The 21,113-nt window shown below is 65.4% G+C and carries 21 protein-coding genes; 6 read left to right on the top strand and 15 right to left on the bottom strand.

From position 1 onward, the window contains the following. Positions 1 to 13: 13 nt before the first annotated feature. Positions 14 to 961, top strand: coding sequence for a 2,3,4,5-tetrahydropyridine-2,6-dicarboxylate N-succinyltransferase (dapD, locus tag MYCSP_RS05990; RefSeq protein WP_070913398.1), 948 nt, complete (start codon positions 14 to 16; stop codon positions 959 to 961). A 7-nt stretch (positions 962 to 968) separates the two neighbouring features. Continuing rightward, positions 969 to 1,934, top strand: a complete 966-nt coding sequence (locus tag MYCSP_RS05985) for an SGNH/GDSL hydrolase family protein (protein ID WP_088413397.1) — start codon at positions 969 to 971, stop codon at positions 1,932 to 1,934. An 11-nt stretch (positions 1,935 to 1,945) separates the two neighbouring features. On the opposite strand, the gene MYCSP_RS05980 is transcribed toward MYCSP_RS05985, so the two are convergent. The 6 genes from MYCSP_RS05980 to fdxA form a co-directional block, all read right to left on the bottom strand. Continuing rightward, complete coding sequence (locus MYCSP_RS05980; protein ID WP_070913324.1) at positions 1,946 to 2,494, bottom strand: DinB family protein; 549 nt, start codon at positions 2,492 to 2,494, stop codon at positions 1,946 to 1,948. After that, the gene (locus tag MYCSP_RS05975; protein WP_088413396.1) at positions 2,491 to 3,882 is read right to left on the bottom strand and encodes an acyl-CoA synthetase; all 1,392 of its coding nucleotides are present in this window, start codon (positions 3,880 to 3,882) and stop codon (positions 2,491 to 2,493) included. The genes MYCSP_RS05980 and MYCSP_RS05975 overlap by 4 nt, the downstream gene beginning before the upstream one ends. A gap of 192 nt (positions 3,883 to 4,074) precedes the next feature. Further along, entirely contained in the window at positions 4,075 to 5,040 is a 966-nt protein-coding gene (locus tag MYCSP_RS05965) for a proline dehydrogenase family protein (RefSeq protein ID WP_083013887.1), read from the bottom strand. After that, complete coding sequence (gene pruA / locus MYCSP_RS05960; RefSeq protein WP_088413394.1) at positions 5,033 to 6,667, bottom strand: L-glutamate gamma-semialdehyde dehydrogenase; 1,635 nt, start codon at positions 6,665 to 6,667, stop codon at positions 5,033 to 5,035. Before pruA ends, MYCSP_RS05965 begins: the two co-directional genes overlap by 8 nt. A 130-nt stretch (positions 6,668 to 6,797) precedes the next feature. Next, the gene (dapC, locus tag MYCSP_RS05955) at positions 6,798 to 7,898 is read right to left on the bottom strand and encodes a succinyldiaminopimelate transaminase (RefSeq protein WP_083013833.1); all 1,101 of its coding nucleotides are present in this window, start codon (positions 7,896 to 7,898) and stop codon (positions 6,798 to 6,800) included. Positions 7,899 to 7,906: 8 nt separating this feature from the next. Further along, complete coding sequence (gene fdxA, locus MYCSP_RS05950; RefSeq protein WP_070913320.1) at positions 7,907 to 8,233, bottom strand: ferredoxin; 327 nt, start codon at positions 8,231 to 8,233, stop codon at positions 7,907 to 7,909. 400 nt (positions 8,234 to 8,633) lie between these two features. Here fdxA and MYCSP_RS05945 point away from each other — a divergent pair, with 400 nt between their 5' ends. Beyond that, entirely contained in the window at positions 8,634 to 9,203 is a 570-nt protein-coding gene (locus MYCSP_RS05945; protein ID WP_070913319.1) for a PadR family transcriptional regulator, read from the top strand. Then, complete coding sequence (locus tag MYCSP_RS05940; protein ID WP_083013834.1) at positions 9,196 to 11,226, top strand: NADPH-dependent 2,4-dienoyl-CoA reductase; 2,031 nt, start codon at positions 9,196 to 9,198, stop codon at positions 11,224 to 11,226. The genes MYCSP_RS05945 and MYCSP_RS05940 overlap by 8 nt, the downstream gene beginning before the upstream one ends. 81 nt (positions 11,227 to 11,307) lie before the next feature. Here MYCSP_RS05940 and MYCSP_RS05935 read toward each other — a convergent pair whose 3' ends face one another. From MYCSP_RS05935 to MYCSP_RS05915, 5 genes are all read right to left on the bottom strand, one after another. Continuing rightward, the gene (locus tag MYCSP_RS05935; protein ID WP_088413392.1) at positions 11,308 to 11,757 is read right to left on the bottom strand and encodes a hypothetical protein; all 450 of its coding nucleotides are present in this window, start codon (positions 11,755 to 11,757) and stop codon (positions 11,308 to 11,310) included. 135 nt (positions 11,758 to 11,892) lie between these two features. Further along, the gene (locus tag MYCSP_RS05930) at positions 11,893 to 12,195 is read right to left on the bottom strand and encodes a hypothetical protein (RefSeq protein ID WP_083013836.1); all 303 of its coding nucleotides are present in this window, start codon (positions 12,193 to 12,195) and stop codon (positions 11,893 to 11,895) included. Continuing rightward, the gene (locus tag MYCSP_RS05925; RefSeq protein ID WP_088413390.1) at positions 12,192 to 12,485 is read right to left on the bottom strand and encodes a hypothetical protein; all 294 of its coding nucleotides are present in this window, start codon (positions 12,483 to 12,485) and stop codon (positions 12,192 to 12,194) included. Before MYCSP_RS05925 ends, MYCSP_RS05930 begins: the two co-directional genes overlap by 4 nt. Then, positions 12,485 to 13,123, bottom strand: a complete 639-nt coding sequence (locus tag MYCSP_RS05920) for an MspA family porin (protein WP_070913396.1) — start codon at positions 13,121 to 13,123, stop codon at positions 12,485 to 12,487. The genes MYCSP_RS05925 and MYCSP_RS05920 overlap by 1 nt, the downstream gene beginning before the upstream one ends. 80 nt (positions 13,124 to 13,203) lie before the next feature. After that, positions 13,204 to 13,659 (bottom strand): hypothetical protein, encoded by a 456-nt coding sequence (locus MYCSP_RS05915; protein WP_088413389.1) that lies wholly within the window; start codon positions 13,657 to 13,659, stop codon positions 13,204 to 13,206. A gap of 104 nt (positions 13,660 to 13,763) precedes the next feature. On the opposite strand from MYCSP_RS05915, the gene MYCSP_RS05910 reads away from it, so the two are divergent. After that, positions 13,764 to 14,468, top strand: a complete 705-nt coding sequence (locus MYCSP_RS05910) for an excalibur calcium-binding domain-containing protein (protein WP_234809097.1) — start codon at positions 13,764 to 13,766, stop codon at positions 14,466 to 14,468. Between the two features lie 7 nt (positions 14,469 to 14,475). Here the strand turns inward: MYCSP_RS05910 and MYCSP_RS05905 are convergent, their stop codons facing one another. Continuing rightward, the gene (locus MYCSP_RS05905) at positions 14,476 to 17,052 is read right to left on the bottom strand and encodes a bifunctional FO biosynthesis protein CofGH (protein ID WP_070913395.1); all 2,577 of its coding nucleotides are present in this window, start codon (positions 17,050 to 17,052) and stop codon (positions 14,476 to 14,478) included. Positions 17,053 to 17,169: 117 nt separating this feature from the next. Between MYCSP_RS05905 and MYCSP_RS05900 the strand changes: the two genes are divergently transcribed. Beyond that, on the top strand, positions 17,170 to 17,931 hold the full coding sequence (locus tag MYCSP_RS05900; RefSeq protein ID WP_070913394.1) for an O-methyltransferase: 762 nt from the start codon (positions 17,170 to 17,172) through the stop codon (positions 17,929 to 17,931). Here the strand turns inward: MYCSP_RS05900 and MYCSP_RS05895 are convergent. The 3 genes from MYCSP_RS05895 to MYCSP_RS05885 form a co-directional block, all read right to left on the bottom strand. Then, the gene (locus MYCSP_RS05895) at positions 17,928 to 18,260 is read right to left on the bottom strand and encodes a hypothetical protein (protein ID WP_083013839.1); all 333 of its coding nucleotides are present in this window, start codon (positions 18,258 to 18,260) and stop codon (positions 17,928 to 17,930) included. The genes MYCSP_RS05900 and MYCSP_RS05895 overlap by 4 nt on opposite strands. A gap of 139 nt (positions 18,261 to 18,399) precedes the next feature. Further along, a complete protein-coding gene (gene mshB / locus MYCSP_RS05890; protein ID WP_083013888.1) occupies positions 18,400 to 19,221 on the bottom strand; it encodes an N-acetyl-1-D-myo-inositol-2-amino-2-deoxy-alpha-D-glucopyranoside deacetylase in 822 nt (273 codons plus the stop codon). Between the two features lie 11 nt (positions 19,222 to 19,232). Next, entirely contained in the window at positions 19,233 to 21,026 is a 1,794-nt protein-coding gene (locus tag MYCSP_RS05885; RefSeq protein ID WP_083013840.1) for an ABC transporter family substrate-binding protein, read from the bottom strand. Positions 21,027 to 21,113: the final 87 nt, after the last annotated feature.

The following is a 21,113-nucleotide window of genomic DNA, read 5'->3' as shown; positions in this document are numbered from 1 at the left end:
TAGCGTGTACACCGTGAGCGGAGCAGTAGCACTTGGCCTGGCGACCATCGCGGCGGACGGATCGGTACTGGATACCTGGTTCCCGGCGCCCGAATTGACCGATGCCCCCGGCACACCGGGCACCGAGCGGATCTTCGAGACAGACGCACCCGCCGAGCTGGCCGGGCTGGCCGGCACCGACCCGGATCGCGGTGTGGAGAAGGTGTTGGTGCGCACCACGATTGGCTCGCTCACCGACAAACCCACCGATGCCTATGACGCCTATCTGCGTCTGCACCTGTTGTCACACCGGCTGGTCCAGCCGCATGGCGCCAGCATGGACGGATTGTTCGGCGTACTGACCAACGTGGTGTGGACGAACTTTGGCCCCTGTGCCGTCGAGGGCTTCGAGACGGTGCGCGCGCGGCTGAAAGCGCGCGGCGTGGTGACGGTCTTCGGAATCGACAAGTTCCCGCGCATGGTCGACTACGTGGTGCCCACGGGTGTGCGTGTCGCCGACGCCGACCGGGTGCGGCTGGGCGCACACCTGGCGCCCGGCACGACGGTCATGCACGAGGGCTTCGTGAACTTCAACGCCGGAACGCTGGGCGCCTCGATGGTGGAAGGCCGCATCTCGGCCGGTGTCGTCGTGGGCGACGGTTCCGACGTCGGCGGCGGCGCGTCCATCATGGGCACCCTGTCCGGCGGTGGCAGCCAGGTGATCTCGGTGGGTCAGCGCTCCCTGCTCGGCGCCAACTCCGGTGTGGGCATCAGCCTGGGCGACGATTGCATCGTCGAGGCCGGGCTGTACGTCACGGCGGGCACCAAGGTCGGCACACCCGACGGCAAGACGGTCAAGGCGCTGGAGCTGTCCGGAGCCAACAACCTACTGTTCCGCCGCAATTCGCAGACCGGCGCGGTCGAGGTCGTGTCGCGTGACGGTGGCGCGTTCGAGCTGAACGCAGCGCTCCACGCCAACTAACCCCGCTATGTCCTCGTCACCGGAAGAGACCGATCCGCTGCCTGACGAGGTGGCGCAACGATCCCGCCCGGCGCGGGGATTGCTGCTGGCGCTCAAGGTGTTCGGCGCATTCGTTGTCGCGGTCCTCATCGTGGCAGGAACGGCGACGGCACTGATCGCGGATCAAGGCATGCGGGCGCCCGCGGGCAACCACGACTACGTCGCCCTCGGAAGTTCGTTCGGGGCCGGTCCGGGAGTTCCCGGTCGCGACCGGACGAGCCCCATCCTGTGTATCCGATCCGCCAACAATTACGCCCATCAACTGGCCACCCTGCGTCACCTCGACCTGACCGACGTCACCTGCTCGGGAGCAACGGCACAGAACGTCCTGCACGGTGGGCAGTACTTCCAGCCACCCCAACTCGACGCGGTGCGCAGCACCACCAAACTCGTCACCATCACCGCGGGCGGAAACGACATCTACTACCTGCCGAATCTGTTCGCCTGGTCCTGTGCGAAAGATCCGGACGCCGTGTCGTTCACCTGGCGGCTCAGCGTCTGTGACGCCAAGTCCGACGACAACGTCGACGGGGCGGTGCAGCAGGTGGGTATGAGCCTGCAAGAGATCGGCCGCGAAGCGCACCGACGCGCGCCGGGCGCCACGGTCGTGTACGTCGACTACACGACCGTCCTGCCCGACACCGGATACTGCCCGGACAGGCTGCCCATCACCAACGCGCAGTTCGACCGCGCCCGCACTCTGGCGAAAACACTTGCCGCCACAACGAATGAAGCCGCGCACGCTACCGGATCGCTGCTCGTATCCGCGGCCGCCCTGACACATGGCCACGACATCTGTTCGGCGGATCCCTGGGTCTACGGATACACGTTCTCGGCAACTCCGCTGAACTACGGACCCATGGCCTATCACCCGACGCTGCGCGCCATGACCGTGATCGCCGCCGGAATCAACAAGGCCCTGAACGCGCGGTAGCGATCAGTCGTTCACTGCCAGGCATACAGGTCGCGCAGCAGGCCGATCTCCGCGCCGTGGTGCAGCAACTCACGATTGATGTGCAGAGCCAGCGTCAGGAATGGTTTCTCGGCCCACGGCCCTTCGGCCGGCCCGACCGGAAGAGCGAGTGAGGCTTCGTCTTTACCGAGCACTCCGGCACGCCATGCCGCGTACATGAGGTCAAGACGATCGAGGGCATCGGCTGCGGTGACCGGATAGTCGTAGGTCATGTAGTCGACCGGCGGTCCACCGAAGTGACTGGCGATCCGTGCACCGAGCACACCCACCAGAATGTGGCCGAGCCGCCAGGCGATGGTGGTGACCGGTGCGGGTTCAGGTGACGGGGCCGCGAATTCGATGACGTAGTCGCCCGATCCACCCTGCAGCGGTGTCGTCGCGGTACCGCGAGGCCGCAGGCTCCAGCAGCCACGCACCGGTTCCCAGAAGTATTCGTCGTCGGTGAGTCCGTCGAAGCGGGGACGCAGTTGGGAAGTCCAGTGCCAGTCGATCTGGTCCACGATCTCGCCGGTCACGTTCATGTCATCAGCTCCTTTTTGAGGACCTTGCCCATCGCGTTCCGGGGCAGCACATCGACACGACGCACCTCGCGAGGACGTTTGTGTATCGAGAGCTGTTGCGCCACGAAGGCAATGACGTCATCTTCCACCACGTCACCGACAACATAGGCGACGATGCGTTGTCCCAGGTCGTCGTCGGGCACCCCCACCACGGCCACCTCCACGATCCCGGGGTGCCCCAGCAGCACGGTTTCGATTTCACCGGCGCCTATGCGGTAGCCGCCCGACTTGATCAGGTCGACCGATTCGCGCCCCACGATTCGGTGCATTCCGTCTGCGTCGACGACGGCGACGTCACCGGTGCGGTACCACCCGTCCTCGGTGAGTACTTCGGCCGTCTTCTCCGGCAGATTGAGATATCCACTGAACAACGTTGGACCCTGAACCTGCAGCTGGCCAACGGTTTCCCCGTCGTGCGGCGCGGCCAGGCCATCCTCGCCCAGCAAGCGGGTCTGTACACCTGCCAACGGGTGACCCACCCATCCCGCGCGGCGTTCGCCGTCGACGCGGGTCGAGAGCGTGATCACGGTTTCGGTGGCGCCGTAGCGCTCGATGGGGGCCTGGCCCGTGAGCCGGCGCAGCGCGTCGAACACCGGCACCGGCAGCGGCGCACTTCCCGACACCAGGAGTCGCGCAGAAGACAATGCACGCGCACAGGATTCGTCGGAGGCCACCCGAGACCAGACCGTCGGCACACCGAAGTACAAGGTGCCGTGCGTGGCGGCATAAGCCTCGGGAGTCGGTTTGACGGTGTGCACAAAACGGTTTCCCACCCGCAACGATCCGAGCAGTCCGAGCACCAGTCCGTGCACATGGAACAGTGGAAGCCCGTGCACCAGAACATCATCTGCCGTCCATGCCCAGGCCGCGGCGAGTCCGTCGAGACTGGCGGCCAAGGCACGCCGACTCAGCTGGACTCCCTTGGGTGCACCGGTGGTCCCCGAGGTGTACACGATCAGTGCCGTCGACTCCGGGCGCGGTTCGGAGTACTGATGCCAGGACCGTGCATGTCGACGCACCGGTACGTGCGGCAATCCCTCTGACTCCTGCGGCGATTCACCCAGCCAGGCGATCGCCCCACTGTCGGTGAGAATGTGTCGGCGTTCTGCCACCCCGACATCTGCCGGTACCGGCACGACGGTGACCCCCGCGATGAGTCCGGCGACCACTGCAAGGACCGTGTCGATACTCGGGCGGGCCAGCACCGCGAGGGGGCCCGACGCGCCGCCTATGCGTTCTGCTGCTGCCGTAGCGGCACCGACGAGGTCACCGCGACCCCAGCTGTCCTCGCCGATACGAACCGCATCCGCGAGGTCGGGAGACTTGGGGTGAAGAGACTTCAGCAGCATGCATCCAGCTTAGGATGAGCCGCTTGGGCGAAGACCGATCTGCCCGGATGAGCCGCTTGGGCGAAGACCGATCTGCCCGGATGAGCCGCTTGGGCGAAGACCGATCTGCCCGGATGAGCCGCTTGGGCGAAGACCGATCTGCCCGGATGAGCCGCTTGGGCGAAGACCGATCTGCCCGGATGAGCCGCTTGGCTACCGCCCCGAGACCAGCGCGCGCAAGAAGAAGGTCATGTTGGCGGGACGTTCGGCGATGCGCCGCACGAAGTACCCGTACCACTCCTCGCCGAACGGCACATAGACCCTCATGTGGTGCCCCTCACCGGCCAACCGCCGCTGTTCGGCGTCGCGGATCCCGTAGAGCATTTGATACTCGTAATCACCCGGGCCTCTGCCTGTCTCGCGCGCCATCACGCCCGCCGCGTCGATGATGGCGGGGTCATGCGAGGCCACCATCGGGTACCCGTCACCTTCCATCAACACCCGCAGACAGCGCAGGTAGGCGACGTCGACATCTTCGGGATCGCGATGTGCGACGGACTCGGGCTCGTCATAGGCCCCTTTGCACAATCGAATACGCGAACCTTGTCCCGACAGGTCACCGCAATCGGCGTACGTGCGCTTCAGATATGCCTGCAACACGGTGCCCAGCCACGGGAAGTCCGCGCGTAATTCCCGCACGATACTCAGGGTCGAGTCCGTGGTGGTGTGGTCCTCGGCGTCCACGGTGACCCACACTCCGGCCTGATCGGCCTTCGCACACAACAGCTGTGCATTCTCCAGGGCGATACGCTCCCCGTCTCGCGGCAGCGCCTGCCCCAACGCCGACAACTTGAGCGAGATCTCCAGCGGCCGCACGCCGGTGTGCACGGCGTCGCTGCGCCGCGCCAGCGCATCCAGCAGCGACAGGTAGGCCGACACCGTGCGGGTGGCCTGCTCGCTGTCCCTGGTGTCCTCGCCGAGGTAGTCGATGGAGATGAAGCGCCCGGAGTCGAGCAGCGTCGTGCCGGCGGCAAGGACATCATCCTGCGATTCACCGGGGACGAATCGGCGCACCACCTGCCGGGTCAACGGCATCCGTTCGGCGGCGTGCCGTAGTCGCGCGGACCTGCTGGCCGCCAGGATCGCGGGTCTGGCCGTCTTTCCGAACCACTCAGCCATCCTCACGCTCCATATGGGGGTATCCATATTCCGTTTGGGCGTCGAATGTTTCCTTGATAGATCGCGGCAACAGCCAACGCTGCAGGTTGAGAGGTGATCCAGCCTTGTCGTTGGTACCCGATGCCCGCCCACCGCCGAAGGGCTGCTGGCCGACGACGGCACCGGTGGGCTTGTCGTTGATGTAGAAGTTCCCCGCCGCGAAGCGAAGCCGCTCGCTGGCTATCTGAACCGCCTGACGATCATCGGCGATAACCGCGCCGGTCAGGCCGTACCGAGAACCGGTGTCGACGACGTCAAGGATGCGCTCGTAGTCACTGTCCGGATAGACGTGCACCGCCAGGATCGGACCGAAGTACTCGGTGGAGAACGCCTCGTCGGTCGGGTCATCCGACAGCAGGACCGTCGGCCGGACGAAATAGCCTTCGCTGTCGTCGTATTCGCCTCCGGCGGCAATCGTCACTCCCGCACTCTTGGCGCGATCGATGGCGGCCGCGTTGCGTTTGAATGACTTCTCGTCGATGACGGCACCGCCGAAGTTGGACAGATCGGTCACGTCCCCGTAGCTGAGCCCCGCGGTGGCGTCCAGGAACTCGTCGCCCATCTGGTCCCAGACCGACCGGGCGACAAAGGCCCGGGAGGCCGCAGAGCACTTCTGCCCCTGATAGTCGAAGGCGCCGCGAATAAGCGCTGTGCGTAATACATCTGGGCGAGCAGACGTGTGCGCAACGACGAAGTCCTTGCCACCGGTCTCACCGACCAGCCGCGGATAGGTGTTGTACCTGTCGATATTGGCACCGACCTCGCGCCACAGATGCTGGAACGTTCGGGTGGAACCGGTGAAGTGGATACCCGCCAGGCGTGGATCGGCGAGCGTCACGTCCGAGACCGCGATCCCGTCGCCGTTGAGCAGGTTGATGACTCCGGGCGGCAACCCGGCCGCTTCGAGGAGCTCCAGGGTGAAATGCGCGGCGAAGGCCTGTGTGACAGATGGCTTCCACACCACCGTGTTCCCCAAAAGTGCTGGGGCCGTGGGAAGGTTACCGGCAATCGCAGTGAAGTTGAAGGGTGTGATGGCGTAGACGAAGCCCTCCAGCGGGCGGTACTCCATCCGATTCCACGCCCCGCCTCCGCTGCTGGGCTGCTCGGCGAGGATGTGCCGCGCAAACTGCACGTTGAACCGCCAGAAGTCGGCCAACTCGCAGGCCGAATCGATCTCGGCCTGGTAAGCGGTCTTTGACTGCCCCAGCATGGTGGCGCCGTTGAGCGTGGCACGCCACGGACCAGACAGCAGATCGGCGGCACGCAGGAAGACCGCCGCCCTGTCGTCGAAAGGTAGTGCTGCCCAATCGTTCTTCGCAGCGATGGCGGCCTCCACCGCATCACGGGCCTCGGCATGGCCGGCGTTGGTGATGGTGCCGAGCACGGCGCGGTGGTTGTGCGGCTGCACCACGTCGATGCGTTCACCGTCACTCATCCGGCGAGCACCACCGATTACATGCGGCAGGTCTATGGGCGTGGCGGCGAGGCGTGACAGTGCCGTCGTCAATCGGTCGCGTTCGGGAGTGTGCGGGGCGTAGGTGAGCACCGGCTCGTTGACGGGAGCCGGCACGTTGGTGATGGCATCCATGTATCCAGCATCGTCCTGTTCACCCGCGGGTGTCGAGGATTGGAGGAGATTGCACAACGAAACCTCAGGTAACGGCGAAATCCGGCGGGACGTTTCGTGTGATAGGCCGAGTCTTCGACGGTCGGTGGAACTAGTCGACCAGACGGGAGACCGCGGCGTCGATACGCTCGTCGGTGGCGGTGAGGGCCACACGCACGTGTTCCTTGCCGCGCGGCCCATAGAACCGCCCCGGCGCCACCAGAATCCCCCGCTGCGCCAGATACGCCAGCGCCTCGTCGCACGAGTCCCCGCGCGTCGCCCATAGGTATAGGCCCGCCTCGGAGTGATCGATCCGGAAGCCGTTACCCGTCAACGCCTTCGAGAGTTTGTCGCGGCGCAGCTCATAGCGTGCGCGCTGATCACGCTGGTGCTCGTCCTCGCTCAGCGCCGCGGTCATCGCTGCTTGCACCGGCCCCGGCACCATCATCCCGGCATGCTTGCGCACCGCGAGCAGCTCAGCGACCACCGATGCGTCACCCAGCACGAATCCGGCTCTGTACCCCGCCAGCGACGAGGTCTTGGACAGCGAGTGCACGGCCAACAACCCGGTGGTGTCACCGTCACAGACCCGGGGATCGAGAACCGATACCGGCTCCGCGTCCCAGCCGAGGCCGAGGTAGCACTCATCGGAAACCACGAGGGCGCCGCGTTCGCGGGCCCACTCGACGACCTTACGCAGATGCTCGATCGGCAGTACCGCGCCGGTCGGATTGCTGGGCGAGTTGAGGTAGATCAAGGCGGGGTGCTGCGGCCCCAGCTGTGTCAGCGAGTCTGCCCGCACGGTCGGCACACCAGCCAGCCGCGCACCCACTTCATAGGTGGGATAGGCCAATTCGGGAATGACGACCAGATCCTCGGCGCCCAACCCGAGCAGGGTGGGCAGCCAGGCGATGAGCTCTTTGGTTCCGATCACCGGCAGTACCGCGTTGTCGGCAAGCGACACAATGCCGTATCGCCGGGTCACTGCGTCACGGATCGCCTGCCGTAGTGCGGGTGTGCCGGCGGTCGCCGGATATCCGGGCAAGTCGCTGGCCGCGGCCAACGCATCGCGAATGAGAGGCGCCACGCTGTCCACGGGAGTACCGACCGAAAGGTCAACAATCCCTTCGGGGTGCGCCGCAGCAGTCGCCTTGGCATCGGCGATGGTGTCCCAGGGGAACTCGGGGAGAGAGGCCGAGACGCGCCTGTCCACGGGAGAGCTCAGTGTCCCTCACCCATGGGCGGCAGCTCCTTGACCGACGGCGGGTCGTACTCGGTCTTGCCGACCTTTGCGGCGCCACCGGGAGAGCCCAGGTCGACGAAGAAGTCGGCGTTGGACTGGATGTAGCCGGTCCACTGGTCCGGCACATCGTCCTCGTAGAAGATGGCCTCCACCGGGCAGACCGGTTCGCAAGCACCGCAGTCAACGCATTCGTCGGGGTGGATGTAGAGCATCCGCCCACCCTCGTAGATGCAGTCGACGGGGCATTCTTCAATACATGCCTTGTCCATAACGTCGACGCACGGTTCCGCGATCGTGTAGGTCACGAAGGTCTCCTCGATATTTTCTGGGCTATTTCCTGCTCTGATGTCCAGTTCATGCGTTGCGGCCAGTATCCCGGTCCCTAGATGTGCCTCGCGACACAGGCTGTCCTAACTCGTCGGGGCAATCTAGCCGTATCCACCGGTTACAGGTACTTAGCTTAACGTTTAACTTGTCCTGGCGTCCAGCAGAAGTACTCCGCCCTTCGCGGGACCTGCGTCACCAGCGGCGCATCACGGTCGCTTCCGCCGGTCCGATGGGCACTGGACGCCCCTGAAACTCCGACTCAATTTACCGTTTCCATTAGTAATGGTTACTTTAGGTTACACTTAACTGATAGCTATATGCAGACTGTTGCACTGCAACAAGTTGCATAGGGGCGCGCTTTCGTGCCAGCATGCTGCCGTGGCACTCACCCACGCGATCCTGTTGTCCCTGGCCGAGCAGAGCGGGTCGGGTTACGAGCTCACGCGCCGATTCGATCGCTCGATCGGCTACTTCTACAGCGCGACCCACCAGCAGATGTATCGCACGCTGCGCCGCATGGAGGACGACAGCTGGCTGCACTGCAAGGTCGTCGACCAAGAGGGACGGCCCGCCAAGAAGGTCTACACCGTCGCCGAACTCGGTTTCCGCGAACTGTCCCGTTGGATCGCCAGCTCCGAGGGCACCGAGATGCGCGACCTCGCCCTCAAGGTTCGCGCCGCCACCTACGCGGACGTCGACGCGGTCATCGAACAGATTCGTGCGCAGCGCAATACCCACGCCGCCGCACTGGAGGGTTACCTCCACATGCAAAAACGCCAGTTTCCCGCGCCGGATCAGCTCTCCGGTGCGGCCCTGCACCAATACCTCGTCCTGCGCGGAGGCATCCGCATGGAAGAGGGCTTCACCGATTGGTGCGACGAGATGATCTCGGCTTTGTCCAGCCCAAATGTCCCAGCCCGGACTGACGAAAGTGAAAGTGATGAGTAATCCTTACCCAACCCTGCTGTCCCCCTTGGATCTTGGCTTCACCAAGCTCAAGAACCGGGTGGTCATGGGTTCCATGCACGCCGGCCTCGAAGACTTCCCCTGGGACACCCCGGCATTGGCGGCGTACTTCGCGGAACGCGCCAAGGGCGGCGTCGGCATGATCATCACCGGCGGATACGCCATCAACCGCACCGCGTGGCTCAAGCCATTGGCAGGCAAGCTCACAACCTCCCTGGAGGCATACCGACACCGGATCGTCACGAACGCCGTGCACAAGAACGGCGGCAAGATCATCGTGCAACTGCTGCATTCGGGACGCTACGGATACCACCCGTTCTCGGTGAGCGCCTCGGCCAAGAAGTCCCCCATCACGCCCTTCAAGCCCCGCAAGCTCAGCACCAAGGGTGTATGGCAGACCATCGACGACTGGGCGCACAGCGCCAAGATGGCAAAGAAGGCCGGATACGATGGCTGCGAAATCATGGGCAGCGAAGGCTATTTCATCAATCAGTTCCTCGCGCCCTACACCAACGACCGCACCGACGAATTCGGCGGCAGCCCCGAGAACCGACGACGCCTGGCCGTCGAGGTGGTCAAGGCGGTACGCAAGGCGGTAGGCCCGGACTTCATCATCTGCTACCGGCTCTCCATGGCCGACTATGTGCCCGACGGCCAGACCTGGGACGAGATCGTGGCCCTCGCCAAGGAGATCGAGGCCGCCGGGGCCACGATCATCAACACCGGCATCGGCTGGCACGAGGCGCGGGTGCCCACCATCGTCACCTCGGTGCCGCAGAACGCCTTCGTCGACCTCTCCAACAAGATCGCCCAAGAGGTCAGCATCCCGGTGATGGCCTCCAACCGGATCAACATGCCGCAGTCCGCCGAGCAGATCCTCAATGACGGCCAGGTGCAGTTGATCTCGATGGCCCGGCCGCTGCTGGCCGACCCGGACTGGGTGAACAAGGCGTCGGCCGATCACGCCGACGAGATCAACACCTGCATCGCCTGCAACCAGGCCTGCCTGGATCACTCCTTCGTGAACAAGAAGGCCAGCTGCCTGCTGAACCCGCGAGCCGGCAACGAGACAACGCTCAAGCTGCTGCCTACTCGGCATGGCAAGAAGATCGCCGTCGTCGGCGCGGGTCCGGCCGGGCTCGCTGCCGCCGTCACCGCGGCACAGCGTGGTCACAAGGTGGTGCTGTTCGAGGCCAACGGTGAGATCGGCGGCCAGTTCGACATGGCCCGCAAGATCCCGGGCAAGGAAGAGTTCAACGAGACCATCCGCTACTACACCACGATGCTCAAGAAGCACGGTGTCACAGTGCTTTTGAACAAGAAGGTGGATGCCCAGGAGCTCATTGCCGGCCAGTTCGACGATGTCATCCTCGCCACCGGCGTCAAGCCCCGTGTTCCGTCCATCCCGGGCATCGACCATCCGATGGTGCTCTCCTACCCCGAGGTCATCAAGCAGATCAAGCCCGTCGGCAAGCGCGTCGCCGTCGTCGGTGCGGGCGGTATCGGCTTCGACGTGTCCGAGTTCCTGACGATCGACGAGTCACCCACGCTGAACCTCAAGGAGTGGCGCGCCGAGTGGGGCATCTCCGAAGAGCACGATGCCCGCGGCTCACTGACCAAACCCATTCCGGCTCCGGCGGTTCGCGAGGTCTACCTGTGCCAGCGCAAGAAGGGCTCGCTGGGCAAGGGCCTCGGCAAGACCACGGGCTGGGTGCACCGGGCATCGCTCAAGGCCAAGAAGGTCACCGAGTTGGCGGGAGTCAACTACGAGAAGATCGACGATTCCGGGCTGCACATCAGCTTCGGCGAGGAGCGCAAGGACCCGCGCGTGCTCGAAGTCGACAACGTGGTGATCTGCGCCGGCCAGGAATCGGTGCGCGACCTCGATGATGTGTTGAAGGAGGCCGGGATCCAGGCCCACGTGATCGGCGGCGCGGCGCTGGCCGGCGAGCTGGACGCCAAGCGCGCGATCAAGCAGGGCACCGAGCTGGCCGCCAAGCTGTAGCCCCTCGTCCACGAGCAGACGCTTGGTGCACGGTAGACCCAGGAAGGGTTTGCACTAAGCGTCTGTTCGTGTTTGGCGAGGTCACCGGTATCCATTGCACCAGCGGTGCGGATGCATTTGGCGGCACGCCCGCCAGACGTCGTTCGGGTCCGTCGCAGTGGTACTCGGTGGCGCGTCGGTTGTCGGCGTGACGGTGGGCACCGGAACATAGGTCGTCGCCGTCACCGTCTGTGTGACGGTTTCCGTCGACGTGGAGGGCGGGGGCGCCGAGGCCGATGGAGATGCCGACGGAATCGTCACCGAGGTGATGGGGACCAGCGGTGGCGCCGTTGCCTTATGCCGACCGAGAAGCAGAACCCCGAGAGCGATAAGCGCAAGCACGCCGGCCAACGTGGCGAGGCCGATGATCCAGGCCTGGTGAGAGGGCCGCCGGAGTTGCGCGGCCACCGGAAGCAATTGCGTGGGCAACTCCCCACGGTCGCTCCAGGCCCGCACCGTGTCTTCGGGATCGGCAGGCTCGCGTGGCGGCATTCCTGGCGCACCTCCGGGACTGTCGTCGTTTGACCGCATGCCGAGCCAAAACGGGCACCGGATGCTGCCACGGTAGTGAACGAATCTGAAGTATCGCTGGAATGAATCTGCCAAATGCTTGGACGCCGTGCCGGCCTAACGCCCCGGCGCCCCGGTGGGGCTCTCCAACTTTCCGTCGCCGGTACCGACGCCCGGCTTGACGCCGCCTGGTGCCGGGGGCGCGTCGACGCCAGCCGAAATCCGAGGGCCACGCGCAGGGCCCGACATCAGCACCGGTAACTGCGTACCGCGCGATGGTCGCAGCGCCGGCAGCTGGCCCGGCACGAAGACCGGGTTGTACGGTGCCGGGTTCGGAGGCGGCGGCGCGGCCGCGACCGGTACGGCCAGTCCCATGGCAAGCGCCGCCACAATCGTTGCCACACAAAATGTTCGGATCACGGTATCGCTCCTTCGGTCATTCCACGAGGGTCCTCGAGCTGCCCGGCGGCCATCCCCGCCCCGATTCGGGCGGTATACCCGGAGTCGACACCGGCCGATATTCGCGCTCCCCGCGGCGACGCCGGGGACAGCCCGAAGGGTGGTTGCGGGGCGGTTGCGGCGTAATTGGGTGACCCGCCGGGCACCGGCATGGGCACCGCGGGATTCCCGGGCGGCGGGTCCCCGGCGGCCACCGGTGCCCACCACAGCCAGCACGCCAATATCGTTGCCGCACCGATGCATTTCTTCATCAGATCTTGATCGGGTCGCCGTAGATCGCAAACTCGGTGTGACCGGTTTCCGTGGATGCGCGCAACGATGCGAACGAACGAATTGTCACGTCACCGCCACATGCGTCGGCCTTCACATGCACGTTGTCCAAGTCCAGCGCCCCCGTGCCACCGTGGGAGAGAACCATGTTGGCCATCGGCAGGTTGACGATGACACCCGGCTGTACAACGGTCTGTACAAATCCGCTGACTCCCGCGCTACCGCCGACGCCAACCGACGGTGTTGGCGCCACACCGAGACTTACCGACGGTGCGATACCCGCCGATCCACCGAGCTGCAAACCCGAGGAAACATCCGATTGGCAGCCCAACTGGTATCCGATGACGAAGAGGCTGTCGGTGATGGGATTGGAACCGCCGGTCGCCGTCGCGGTACCGGACAGGGTGATGAACGCCTCGCGGGAATTGGTTGCCGCCGCAAGGTTGGGCACCGCGTTGACGCGTTCATTATCGAGCTTGATCTGCAACTGCCAGCCGTCTCGAGTGGTCCTCGAATACGACTGCGGCGCCATCTCTCTCGGCTCTGCACCGGCGGGAAACGCGGACAGGAACCCAAGCATGGCAACGATGGAGCTTGTCGCTACGAGTCGGGCTATCACGCACATCACGATGCCCAAAACGCCCTGGGGAGTTAATCCCGTGCGAACCAATCAGTCAGGTGCACCCAGAGACCGTCAACTCAGCGAAATCCGTCGCACTCGCGGCGCGGGCGCAGCTCGTGGCACAACCGGCCCTCCTCAGGACGTGTCGGCACCACCTCTACCGGCGCCGTCTCCGTCGGCGCCGCCGGCGCGGGCGTCTCAACCACGACCGTGGTCTCGATGACGGTGCTGATCACCGTCTGCGGCGGCGGTGCAACGGGAACCGAACTACTTGGTGCACTGGGGTGTTCGCTCGTCGACGTCGCCGGAACACGCGGCGACTCGTCGGTCTCGTCGACCTCCACCAGAGCCAAGACCAGCGCCACCACAACGGCCAAACCTGCCAGCGCACAGACAATCCACACCCAGCGCCATGAGCGATCATGAACGGCGATTTCCGAGTCGTCCGCCTCGGAGTACGCGGCCACGGAGGGCTCCATCGGCCGCTGGGTGGTCGGCGGCATCGACTCGTCGTCGGGCGGGAACTCGGTCATCAGGGCACGAGGCTACCGCCCTAGGCGCCGCCTCACCCCCGAAATCTCCCTCACGGGCACGCCCTGCCATTTCAGCCAAGTGGAACTTCTACCAGCCCGTTAGCGTGTGCGAACTGACGGCCGATTTCTTCTCGCGATTCTCCCCCGTCCGTGTCTCATCAGGTAGAGGATCGAGATCACGTTTCGTCTCGGGAGGGGCTCAGTTGCGGACTAAGGTTCTGTATTTCGTCATTGTCGGGTTGATCGGTAGCCCATCAGTCGGCCTGATCACAGCACCCCTGGCGCAGGCATATCCCAACTGCGCTGCAGCAAGAGCGGCCGGAGCCGCGCCCCTGTATCGGGGCCAGCCCGGATACAGTTCGAAGCTAGATCGTGACGGCGATGGCGTCGCATGCGAGAGCGGCTCATCGGGATACTCGCCTGGCCAGTCGGTCCCTGCGCCAGCAATCCCCCCAATACAAGTCCCGCAATCAATTTCGACACCAACACCCGCACCGGGATTGGTATCAGCGGGCGGGACCGATTACGAGACTGTCGTTACCTGGACCGGCACGGACTGCATAGACATCACCGCCCCGGATGCATCTCCTGCGAGGGTGCTGGGCACCACCAATCACTGCGGCGGCAGGACACAATTCACGCAGGGAGCCACAGGAAGTCAGCTCGTTGGGGCGGATCCGATAATGGGCTCAGCTGAATCGATCACATGTGAGATCCTGGTCGGTCGCCTTCGGGATTCAGGCACACGAGGCGATGGACATGACGTCAACTGCCTCACTCGAGCAGACTCCTTAAAGGCCTCAGCTTAGCCAACCGCTACGCGGCGGAAGGCCGTCGCGAATACGTGGTGGTGCGCTCCACCGCGGGCCGTCCGATGCCGTCGGCGATCTCCTCCAGCTCGGCGATAGTCTTGGCCGATCCGTGTTCGGAGCCTGCCATCCGCGAGATGGTTTCCTCCATCAGCGTGCCACCGAGATCGTTGGCGCCACCCTGGAGCATCATCCGCGTGCCCTCGATGCCGAGCTTGACCCAGCTGGTCTGGATGTTGTCGATACGCCCGTGCAGCATGATGCGCGCCAGCGCATGTACCGCGCGGTTGTCCCGGTTGGTAGGCCCGGGGCGGGCGGCACCCGCGAGGTAGAGCGGCGCGCTCTGATGCACGAAGGGCAGCGGTACGAATTCGGTGAAACCGCCTGTGCGGTCCTGGATTCCGGTGAGCACGCGCAGATGTCCGACCCAATGCTTGGGGGTGTCGACATGTCCGTACATCATGGTCGAGCTGGAACGCAGACCCACCTCGTGCGCGGTGCTGATGACGTCGATCCATTCGGAGGCGGGCAACTTACCCTTGGTGAGGACCCACCGAATCTCGTCGTCGAGGATCTCCGCGGCCGTGCCCGGGATGGTGTCCAGGCCCGCGGCACGCAGTTCGGTCAACCATTCGCGCACACTCTGACCTCCCTTGGAGGCACCGTTGACGATTTCCATGGGGCTGAAGGCGTGCACGTGCATGCTGGGTACCCGCTTCTTCACCGCGCGCACCAGATCGGCGTACCCGGTCACCGGTAGTTCCGGATCGATGCCGCCCTGCATGCAGACCTCAGTGGCACCGGCGACATACGCCTCCCAGGCCCGGTCACCCACCTCCTCGGCGGACAGCGAGAAGGCGTCGGCGTCGCCCTTACGTTGCGCGAAGGCGCAGAAGCGGCAGCCGGTGTAGCAGATGTTGGTGAAGTTGATGTTCCGATTCACCACGTAGGTGACGTCGTCACCGACCACATCGGCACGAATCGAATCGGCCAGCGCGGCAAGGGCCTCCATCGCCGGGCCCTCGGCGGTCGCGAGCGCCAGATATTCGTCGTCGGTGCACCCGGCGGGATCGCGCTCGGCAGAACGCAAGGCCGCCAACACATCGGCGCTCACCTTCTCCGGTGCACGCGCATTCAACTCGCGCACATGCTCGCGGATCGACTCCCAATCCCCGAAGGCGCTCGCCAGATCGCTACGGGTATCGGTGTTGCGCCCCTCCGAGTCGATGGCCGCGTGCAGATCCACGCGCCCGGTCGACTCCCAGGTCTCGTCGGGTTCCTGCCACGGCAGCCCCGTCGGCGAAATATCCAGGGCGTAACCGGTTTCCGGGTCGGCCAGGGCCTCCACATGCCCGCGCACCCGGGGGTCGATCCAGGCCGCACCGGCCTGCACGTACTGCGGCTGCGCCGTCAGGCGTTGCACCAGGTCGTATCCGGCCTCCGCCGTCACCGAGGCCAGGTCGTCCAGCGCGGGCCACGGCCGCTCGGGGTTCACATGGTCCGGGGTCAAGGGCGAGACGCCGCCCCAGTCGTCCACGCCGGCACCTATCAGCGCCAGGCACTCGCTACGGGACACCAGGTTCGGCGGCGCCTGCACCCGCATCTTGGGTCCCAGCACCAGACGCGTCACCGCGATCGTCGCCAGGAACTCGTCGATGTCGGCATCGGGCGCCTTCTGCATGGCGGTATCGGATTTGGCCCGGAAGTTCTGCACGATCACTTCCTGCACGTGCCCGAATTCCTTGTGCACCTTGCGGATCGCATGGATGGTCTCGGCGCGCTCGGTCAGGTCCTCGCCGATGCCCACCAGCAGGCCCGTCGTGAAGGGAATCGACAACCGGCCCGCGTCCGTCAGCGTCCGCAACCGCACCGCGGGGTCCTTGTCGGGACTGCCGTAATGCGCCTCGCCACGGTTCTCGAACAACCGCCGCGACGTGGTTTCCAGCATCATGCCCATCGACGGCGCCACCGGCTTGAGCCGCGCCAGCTCTGCCCAGGTCATCACGCCCGGGTTCAGATGCGGAAGCAGACCCGTCTCTTCCAGAACCCGGATCGCCATCGCGCGCACGTAATCCAGGGTGGTGTCGTACCCACGCTCGTCCAGCCACTGCTTGGCGTCCGGCCAGCGATCCTCGGGCCGGTCCCCCAACGTGAACAGGGCTTCCTTGCAGCCCAATTCGGCGCCGCGGCGCGCGATGTCCAAGATCTCGTCGGGCTCCAGGTACATGCCTTGGCCCTGCGCCCGCAGCTTGCCCGGAACTGTCACGAACGTGCAGTAATGGCATTTGTCGCGGCACAGATGTGTGATGGGGATGAACACCTTGCGCGAATAGGAGATCGGCAGACGCCCCTCGGCGCCGAGGCGACCAGCAGATTCCAGCCCCGCGTCACGCACACGCGCGGCACTGGCCATCAAATCGGCCAGATCGTCTCCACGTGCGGTCAGTGCGAGCGCGGCCTCGTCGACGTTCAGCGTCACCCCGTCGCGGGCACGCCGCAGCACCCGCCGCAGCGCGGGCGATGAGGACGCCGCTTTCCGGGAGGGAAAGGCGGGATTCGGCAGCGGCGTTACGTCGTCGGGCACGTTTGTACAACCGTCGGTCACCCTCAGATCATCCGCCCGTACCGAAAAGCCGACCACTCGGGGGTTCATCAACGAGGCCACCCTGCGGAAATGCCCGGGATGGCTAGGCTGATCGTCGTGAGTCTTACGAGAACCCTCAAGCAGAAACTTCCGTTTCTGCGGTATTCGTTTTTACGGGCGGTGTTCGGCGGCTTGAACGTCATGCGCACCGGTCAGATGGGTGACGGCCGCGAAGAGGCCACCGCCGAGCACGTCATCGCGACCGCCCCGGCGGGAGATGTCGACGCCGCCATCGACGCCATCGACAACTTCGCGTACGACCAATCGATCCTTATGAATGTCGGCGATGAAAAGGGCCAGCTGCTCGATGCCGCCGTCAAACGCGCAAACCCCAAGATCGCCCTGGAACTGGGCGCGTATTGCGGCTACAGCGGCCTGCGGATCGCGCGAGCGGCGCCGGGTGCCAAGTTCTTCTCCATCGAAAAGTCAGGGGCCAACGCCTCGGTCGCGCGCCGGGTCTGGGCACACGCCGGGCTGGCGGACCGGGCCACGTGCCTCACCGGGACCGTCGACGACGGCACCACACTGGACACCCTGACCAAGGACTACGGATTCACCGCGGGATGCCTGGATTTCGTGTTCATCGATCACTGGAAGGACATCTACCTCGATGACCTGCAGCGGCTGATGGATCGGGGCTGGCTGCATCCGGGCACGATCGTCGTCGCCGACAACGTCGGATTCCCGGGCTCGCCCAAATACCGCGCGTACATGAAGGAGCAGCAGGGCAAGCTCTGGCAGACCATCGAGCACGAGACCCACGTGGAGTACCAGACCCTGGTGAAGGACCTGGTCCTCGAGTCCGAGTTTCTGGGTTAGAGATCCCGGCGCAGCACGTAGGCGGCGGGAACAATCCCGGACACCACGAGCAGAACGGGCCAGAACCCGGTGAAGACGACGTCGCCGCCGGGACCGCCGAACAACAGGATCATCGTGGTCGCCGCGAATGCCCACAGCGGGGCGGCCGCCCATCGCGGTGTCGGCGCCCACTGCAGGGCGCACCACACCAGCAGTGCGTTGAGCACTGCGCTGATGATCAAACCGAGTGGAACCAGCACCCCGCCGAAACGAGTGTTGAGCAGAGCGGCCCCGAAAATGGCGCTGATGACGCCGTCGAAAACCAGCGCGGCCATGACAAATCCGCGCACGAAGACGAACAGGTGACTAGATCGGGACGGAATCGAGCTGAGCCACGAGCGAGCCGACGACCCATTGGAAGTTGTCCAGCCGGTCTTGCCAGTGCTGCTGGTTGGGATCCAGGTCTTGATCGGGTGGCATGAGTCGAGCTTACAACTCCACCCCGGCGAACAGATCTGATTCCCACCCGGTGTCGACGCCGGGCTCCCCGCGCACCAATACGAAGTGCTCGGTGTCCGCGATGGGCAAGGCGATCAGGTTCGACAGCGCCATCGAGGTGCCATCCTCGGACACCGTGAGTTGGGTGGCGTGTGCACGCAACGCCGCCACCTTGGCGTCGCGATAGGCCGACACGTCGACGGCCGCGCTGATCTTCTCGTCGGCGAAGGTGGGGATGAGGTCCAGCGGTGCCGGTTGGCATCCCGGCGGCAGCTGCGTCATGGACGCCAGGCCGGCCTCTAGCGCACTGGTCGCGATGACGGTCCAGTACAGCTTGGCAACCTGCCAGGTGGCCTTCTCCACGGCCGCGGTCGTCACCGTGTGCGCCTGGATGTGATCGGGATGCCCGTAACCACCGAACGGGTCATAGGTGACGACGACGTGGGGGCGGTGTTCGTCGATCAGTGCGACGAGCGCCGCCACCGCGTCATCCAATTCTGCTCCCGCGAATGCGCGCGGGTGCAGGGGTTCGGTGCCCGCCATGCCCGAATCACGCCAATGCCCCGCACCGCCGAGATAGGTGGGGCCGTCGACGCCGAGGTGTCCCAGCGCGCTGGACAGTTCTGCGATCCGGTACCCGCCGAGCTGGTCGGCGTGATCGCGAGCCAGCTGCGCCCAGCGCTCGCCGATCACCTCGCCCTCCTCACCGAGGGTGCAGGTGACGACCCGCACGTCGGCACCCTCGGCGGCGTACCGCGCGATGGTCCCTCCGGTGGTCAGCGATTCGTCGTCGGGGTGGGCGTGAACCAACATGAGCCGTCGAGTCATGGGCGGGTCTTCTTCCACTCTCCTGCCGTGGCGACGATTCCCACCGGCACCGCACCGGTCAGCTCCACGTTCTGCACGCTGGGGCCGGCCGCGGCAATGGTGGTGTCCTGCATGATCGGCAAAACCGTTGCCATCTTCCACAATTGAGGCTCGGCCTGATCGACGACCTTGCCCACGTCGGCGTGGCCGGTCAGCGCGGCGTCGATGCTGGGTTGTAGTGCCTCGTCGCACAACCCCGTGAGATTGCTCGGCGCCCGCACGGACTCTTCCCTCGACGGCGGCGACGGTGTATTGCTCGCAGGCGGTGGCGGGGGCGTGGTGGTGCGCGTGTCGGGAAGCTTGCCCGACTGCAACGCCGGACAGCCGTACCGGGAGGCCAGCGCGGTGGCCAGGTCACCGCCCGACTGATGCCAGCCGACGATGGCGTCGACGCGTCCATCCGGAATCGCCTGCCCGTACAGCGTGGGCGGATCGAGAGCCAGCACGCTGGCGCGCACCCCCGCGTTGCGCAACTGGTCTGCGGCGGTATTCGCGACGGCCACCGACGTCGGATCGTTGGAGGCGGCCCCGATGATCAGGGTAAGCGGTTCGCCGTCCCGGGTGATCTGTGGCGGACCCGCCGGAGCACCCGGAGGTGCAGGCACCTCGACGGCCTCGTATCCGGCCTCCTTGAGTAACGCGAGGGCCGCCTCGCGGGTCAGGGCGGTGGGCGCGGTGGGCTTGTATCCGGGATCCGAGGGAGAACGCACCTGGGCCGCGGCCAGGGTAACGGCGTTGTCGTTGCCTGCGGCTACCGCCGCCAGCAACCCGACATCGAGCAGGCCGAGCAAGCCCCGGCGCACACCGGTGTCGGTGAGCGCCGGTTGTCCGGCACGCAGCGTCAGTTGCAGTGTGCGCGGAGCAACGATGCGCGCGGTGCGCACCCCGGGGATGTTGGACAGCTGCGCGAAGGTCACCCCGCTGCCGTGCACCTGGGCCACCTGGGTGTCGCCGTTGCGGATGGAATCCGCCAGCACCGTGGGTGCACCGGCTCTCCGGAACAGGATCTCGTCGGGAACCGCGGGAGTGGCCCAGTACCGGTCGTTGCGGGCCAGCAGGATCTCATCGCGCTGGGGGTCGATCGTGTCGACCCGGAAGCGTCCTCCGGAGGCCGGCATCGACTTGATCAACCCCGAAGCGAAGCCTCCCGGAATGTCCTTGACGATGTGCGCGGGCAGCAGATCGGTGAACAGCTCACGCCAGGCCGGGTATTTGTGGTCGAAGGTGACGACCACACGCTTACCGCCGTCACGCGACTGCACGTCGGTGATGTCTCCGTAGCCCGCCGGGTCGACGGTTCCGGGCTGGGTGAGCATCTGCTGCCACAGGTACGAGAAGTCGTCGGCGCCGATGGGTGCGTTGTCCGTCCACTGGGCCTCAGGACGGATTGTGTAGGTGACCGTGAAGGGTTCCTGGCTGGTTTCCTCCGCGGAGACCAGCAGCGTGGGATCCATCTCCCAGCGCGAACCGGTGGTGGTCGCAGAATCCGGCACCGGACGGAACGCACTGGGCAGCACCAGGGAGCTGATCGCCGAATTCACCGGCGACTGATCGGACAACAGATGGGGATTGAATCCCGCACCGATCGAGTCGATACCCACCACGATCTGCTCTTTTTTGGGCGGTGGCGGCGTGGTGGAGCTGGTTGTCTCGCTGCCCTGCACGGCCGGAGGCGCGCTGACGGAGCATCCGGCGAGGAGCACCACACCAAGCACTGCGCACAGTCTCAGGCGCGGTGAGTGGGTAGGCATGAGGAACAACCTTATCGGTGGCGTGCTGAGAGGCGAATGTGAACGAGGTCCAGCTACCCCGTGAGGCGGATATCGCCTCACGGCCGC

This window comes from Mycobacteroides saopaulense (assembly GCF_001456355.1).
GTDB lineage: Bacteria > Actinomycetota > Actinomycetes > Mycobacteriales > Mycobacteriaceae > Mycobacterium > Mycobacterium saopaulense.
This window is presented reverse-complemented; position numbering and strand designations above follow the sequence as displayed.

Coding starts and splice junctions, on each gene's coding strand:
- MYCSP_RS05985 (WP_088413397.1), top strand. CDS start 969: ATGTCCTCGTCACCGGAAGAGACCGATCCGCTGCCTGACGAGGTGGCG.
- MYCSP_RS05980 (WP_070913324.1), bottom strand. CDS start 2,494: ATGAACGTGACCGGCGAGATCGTGGACCAGATCGACTGGCACTGGACT.
- MYCSP_RS05975 (WP_088413396.1), bottom strand. CDS start 3,882: ATGCTGCTGAAGTCTCTTCACCCCAAGTCTCCCGACCTCGCGGATGCG.
- MYCSP_RS05965 (WP_083013887.1), bottom strand. CDS start 5,040: ATGGCTGAGTGGTTCGGAAAGACGGCCAGACCCGCGATCCTGGCGGCC.
- pruA (WP_088413394.1), bottom strand. CDS start 6,667: ATGGATGCCATCACCAACGTGCCGGCTCCCGTCAACGAGCCGGTGCTC.
- MYCSP_RS05940 (WP_083013834.1), top strand. CDS start 9,196: ATGAGTAATCCTTACCCAACCCTGCTGTCCCCCTTGGATCTTGGCTTC.
- MYCSP_RS05935 (WP_088413392.1), bottom strand. CDS start 11,757: ATGCCGCCACGCGAGCCTGCCGATCCCGAAGACACGGTGCGGGCCTGG.
- MYCSP_RS05925 (WP_088413390.1), bottom strand. CDS start 12,485: ATGAAGAAATGCATCGGTGCGGCAACGATATTGGCGTGCTGGCTGTGG.
- MYCSP_RS05915 (WP_088413389.1), bottom strand. CDS start 13,659: ATGACCGAGTTCCCGCCCGACGACGAGTCGATGCCGCCGACCACCCAG.
- mshB (WP_083013888.1), bottom strand. CDS start 19,221: ATGTTGGTTCACGCCCACCCCGACGACGAATCGCTGACCACCGGAGGG.
- MYCSP_RS05885 (WP_083013840.1), bottom strand. CDS start 21,026: ATGCCTACCCACTCACCGCGCCTGAGACTGTGCGCAGTGCTTGGTGTG.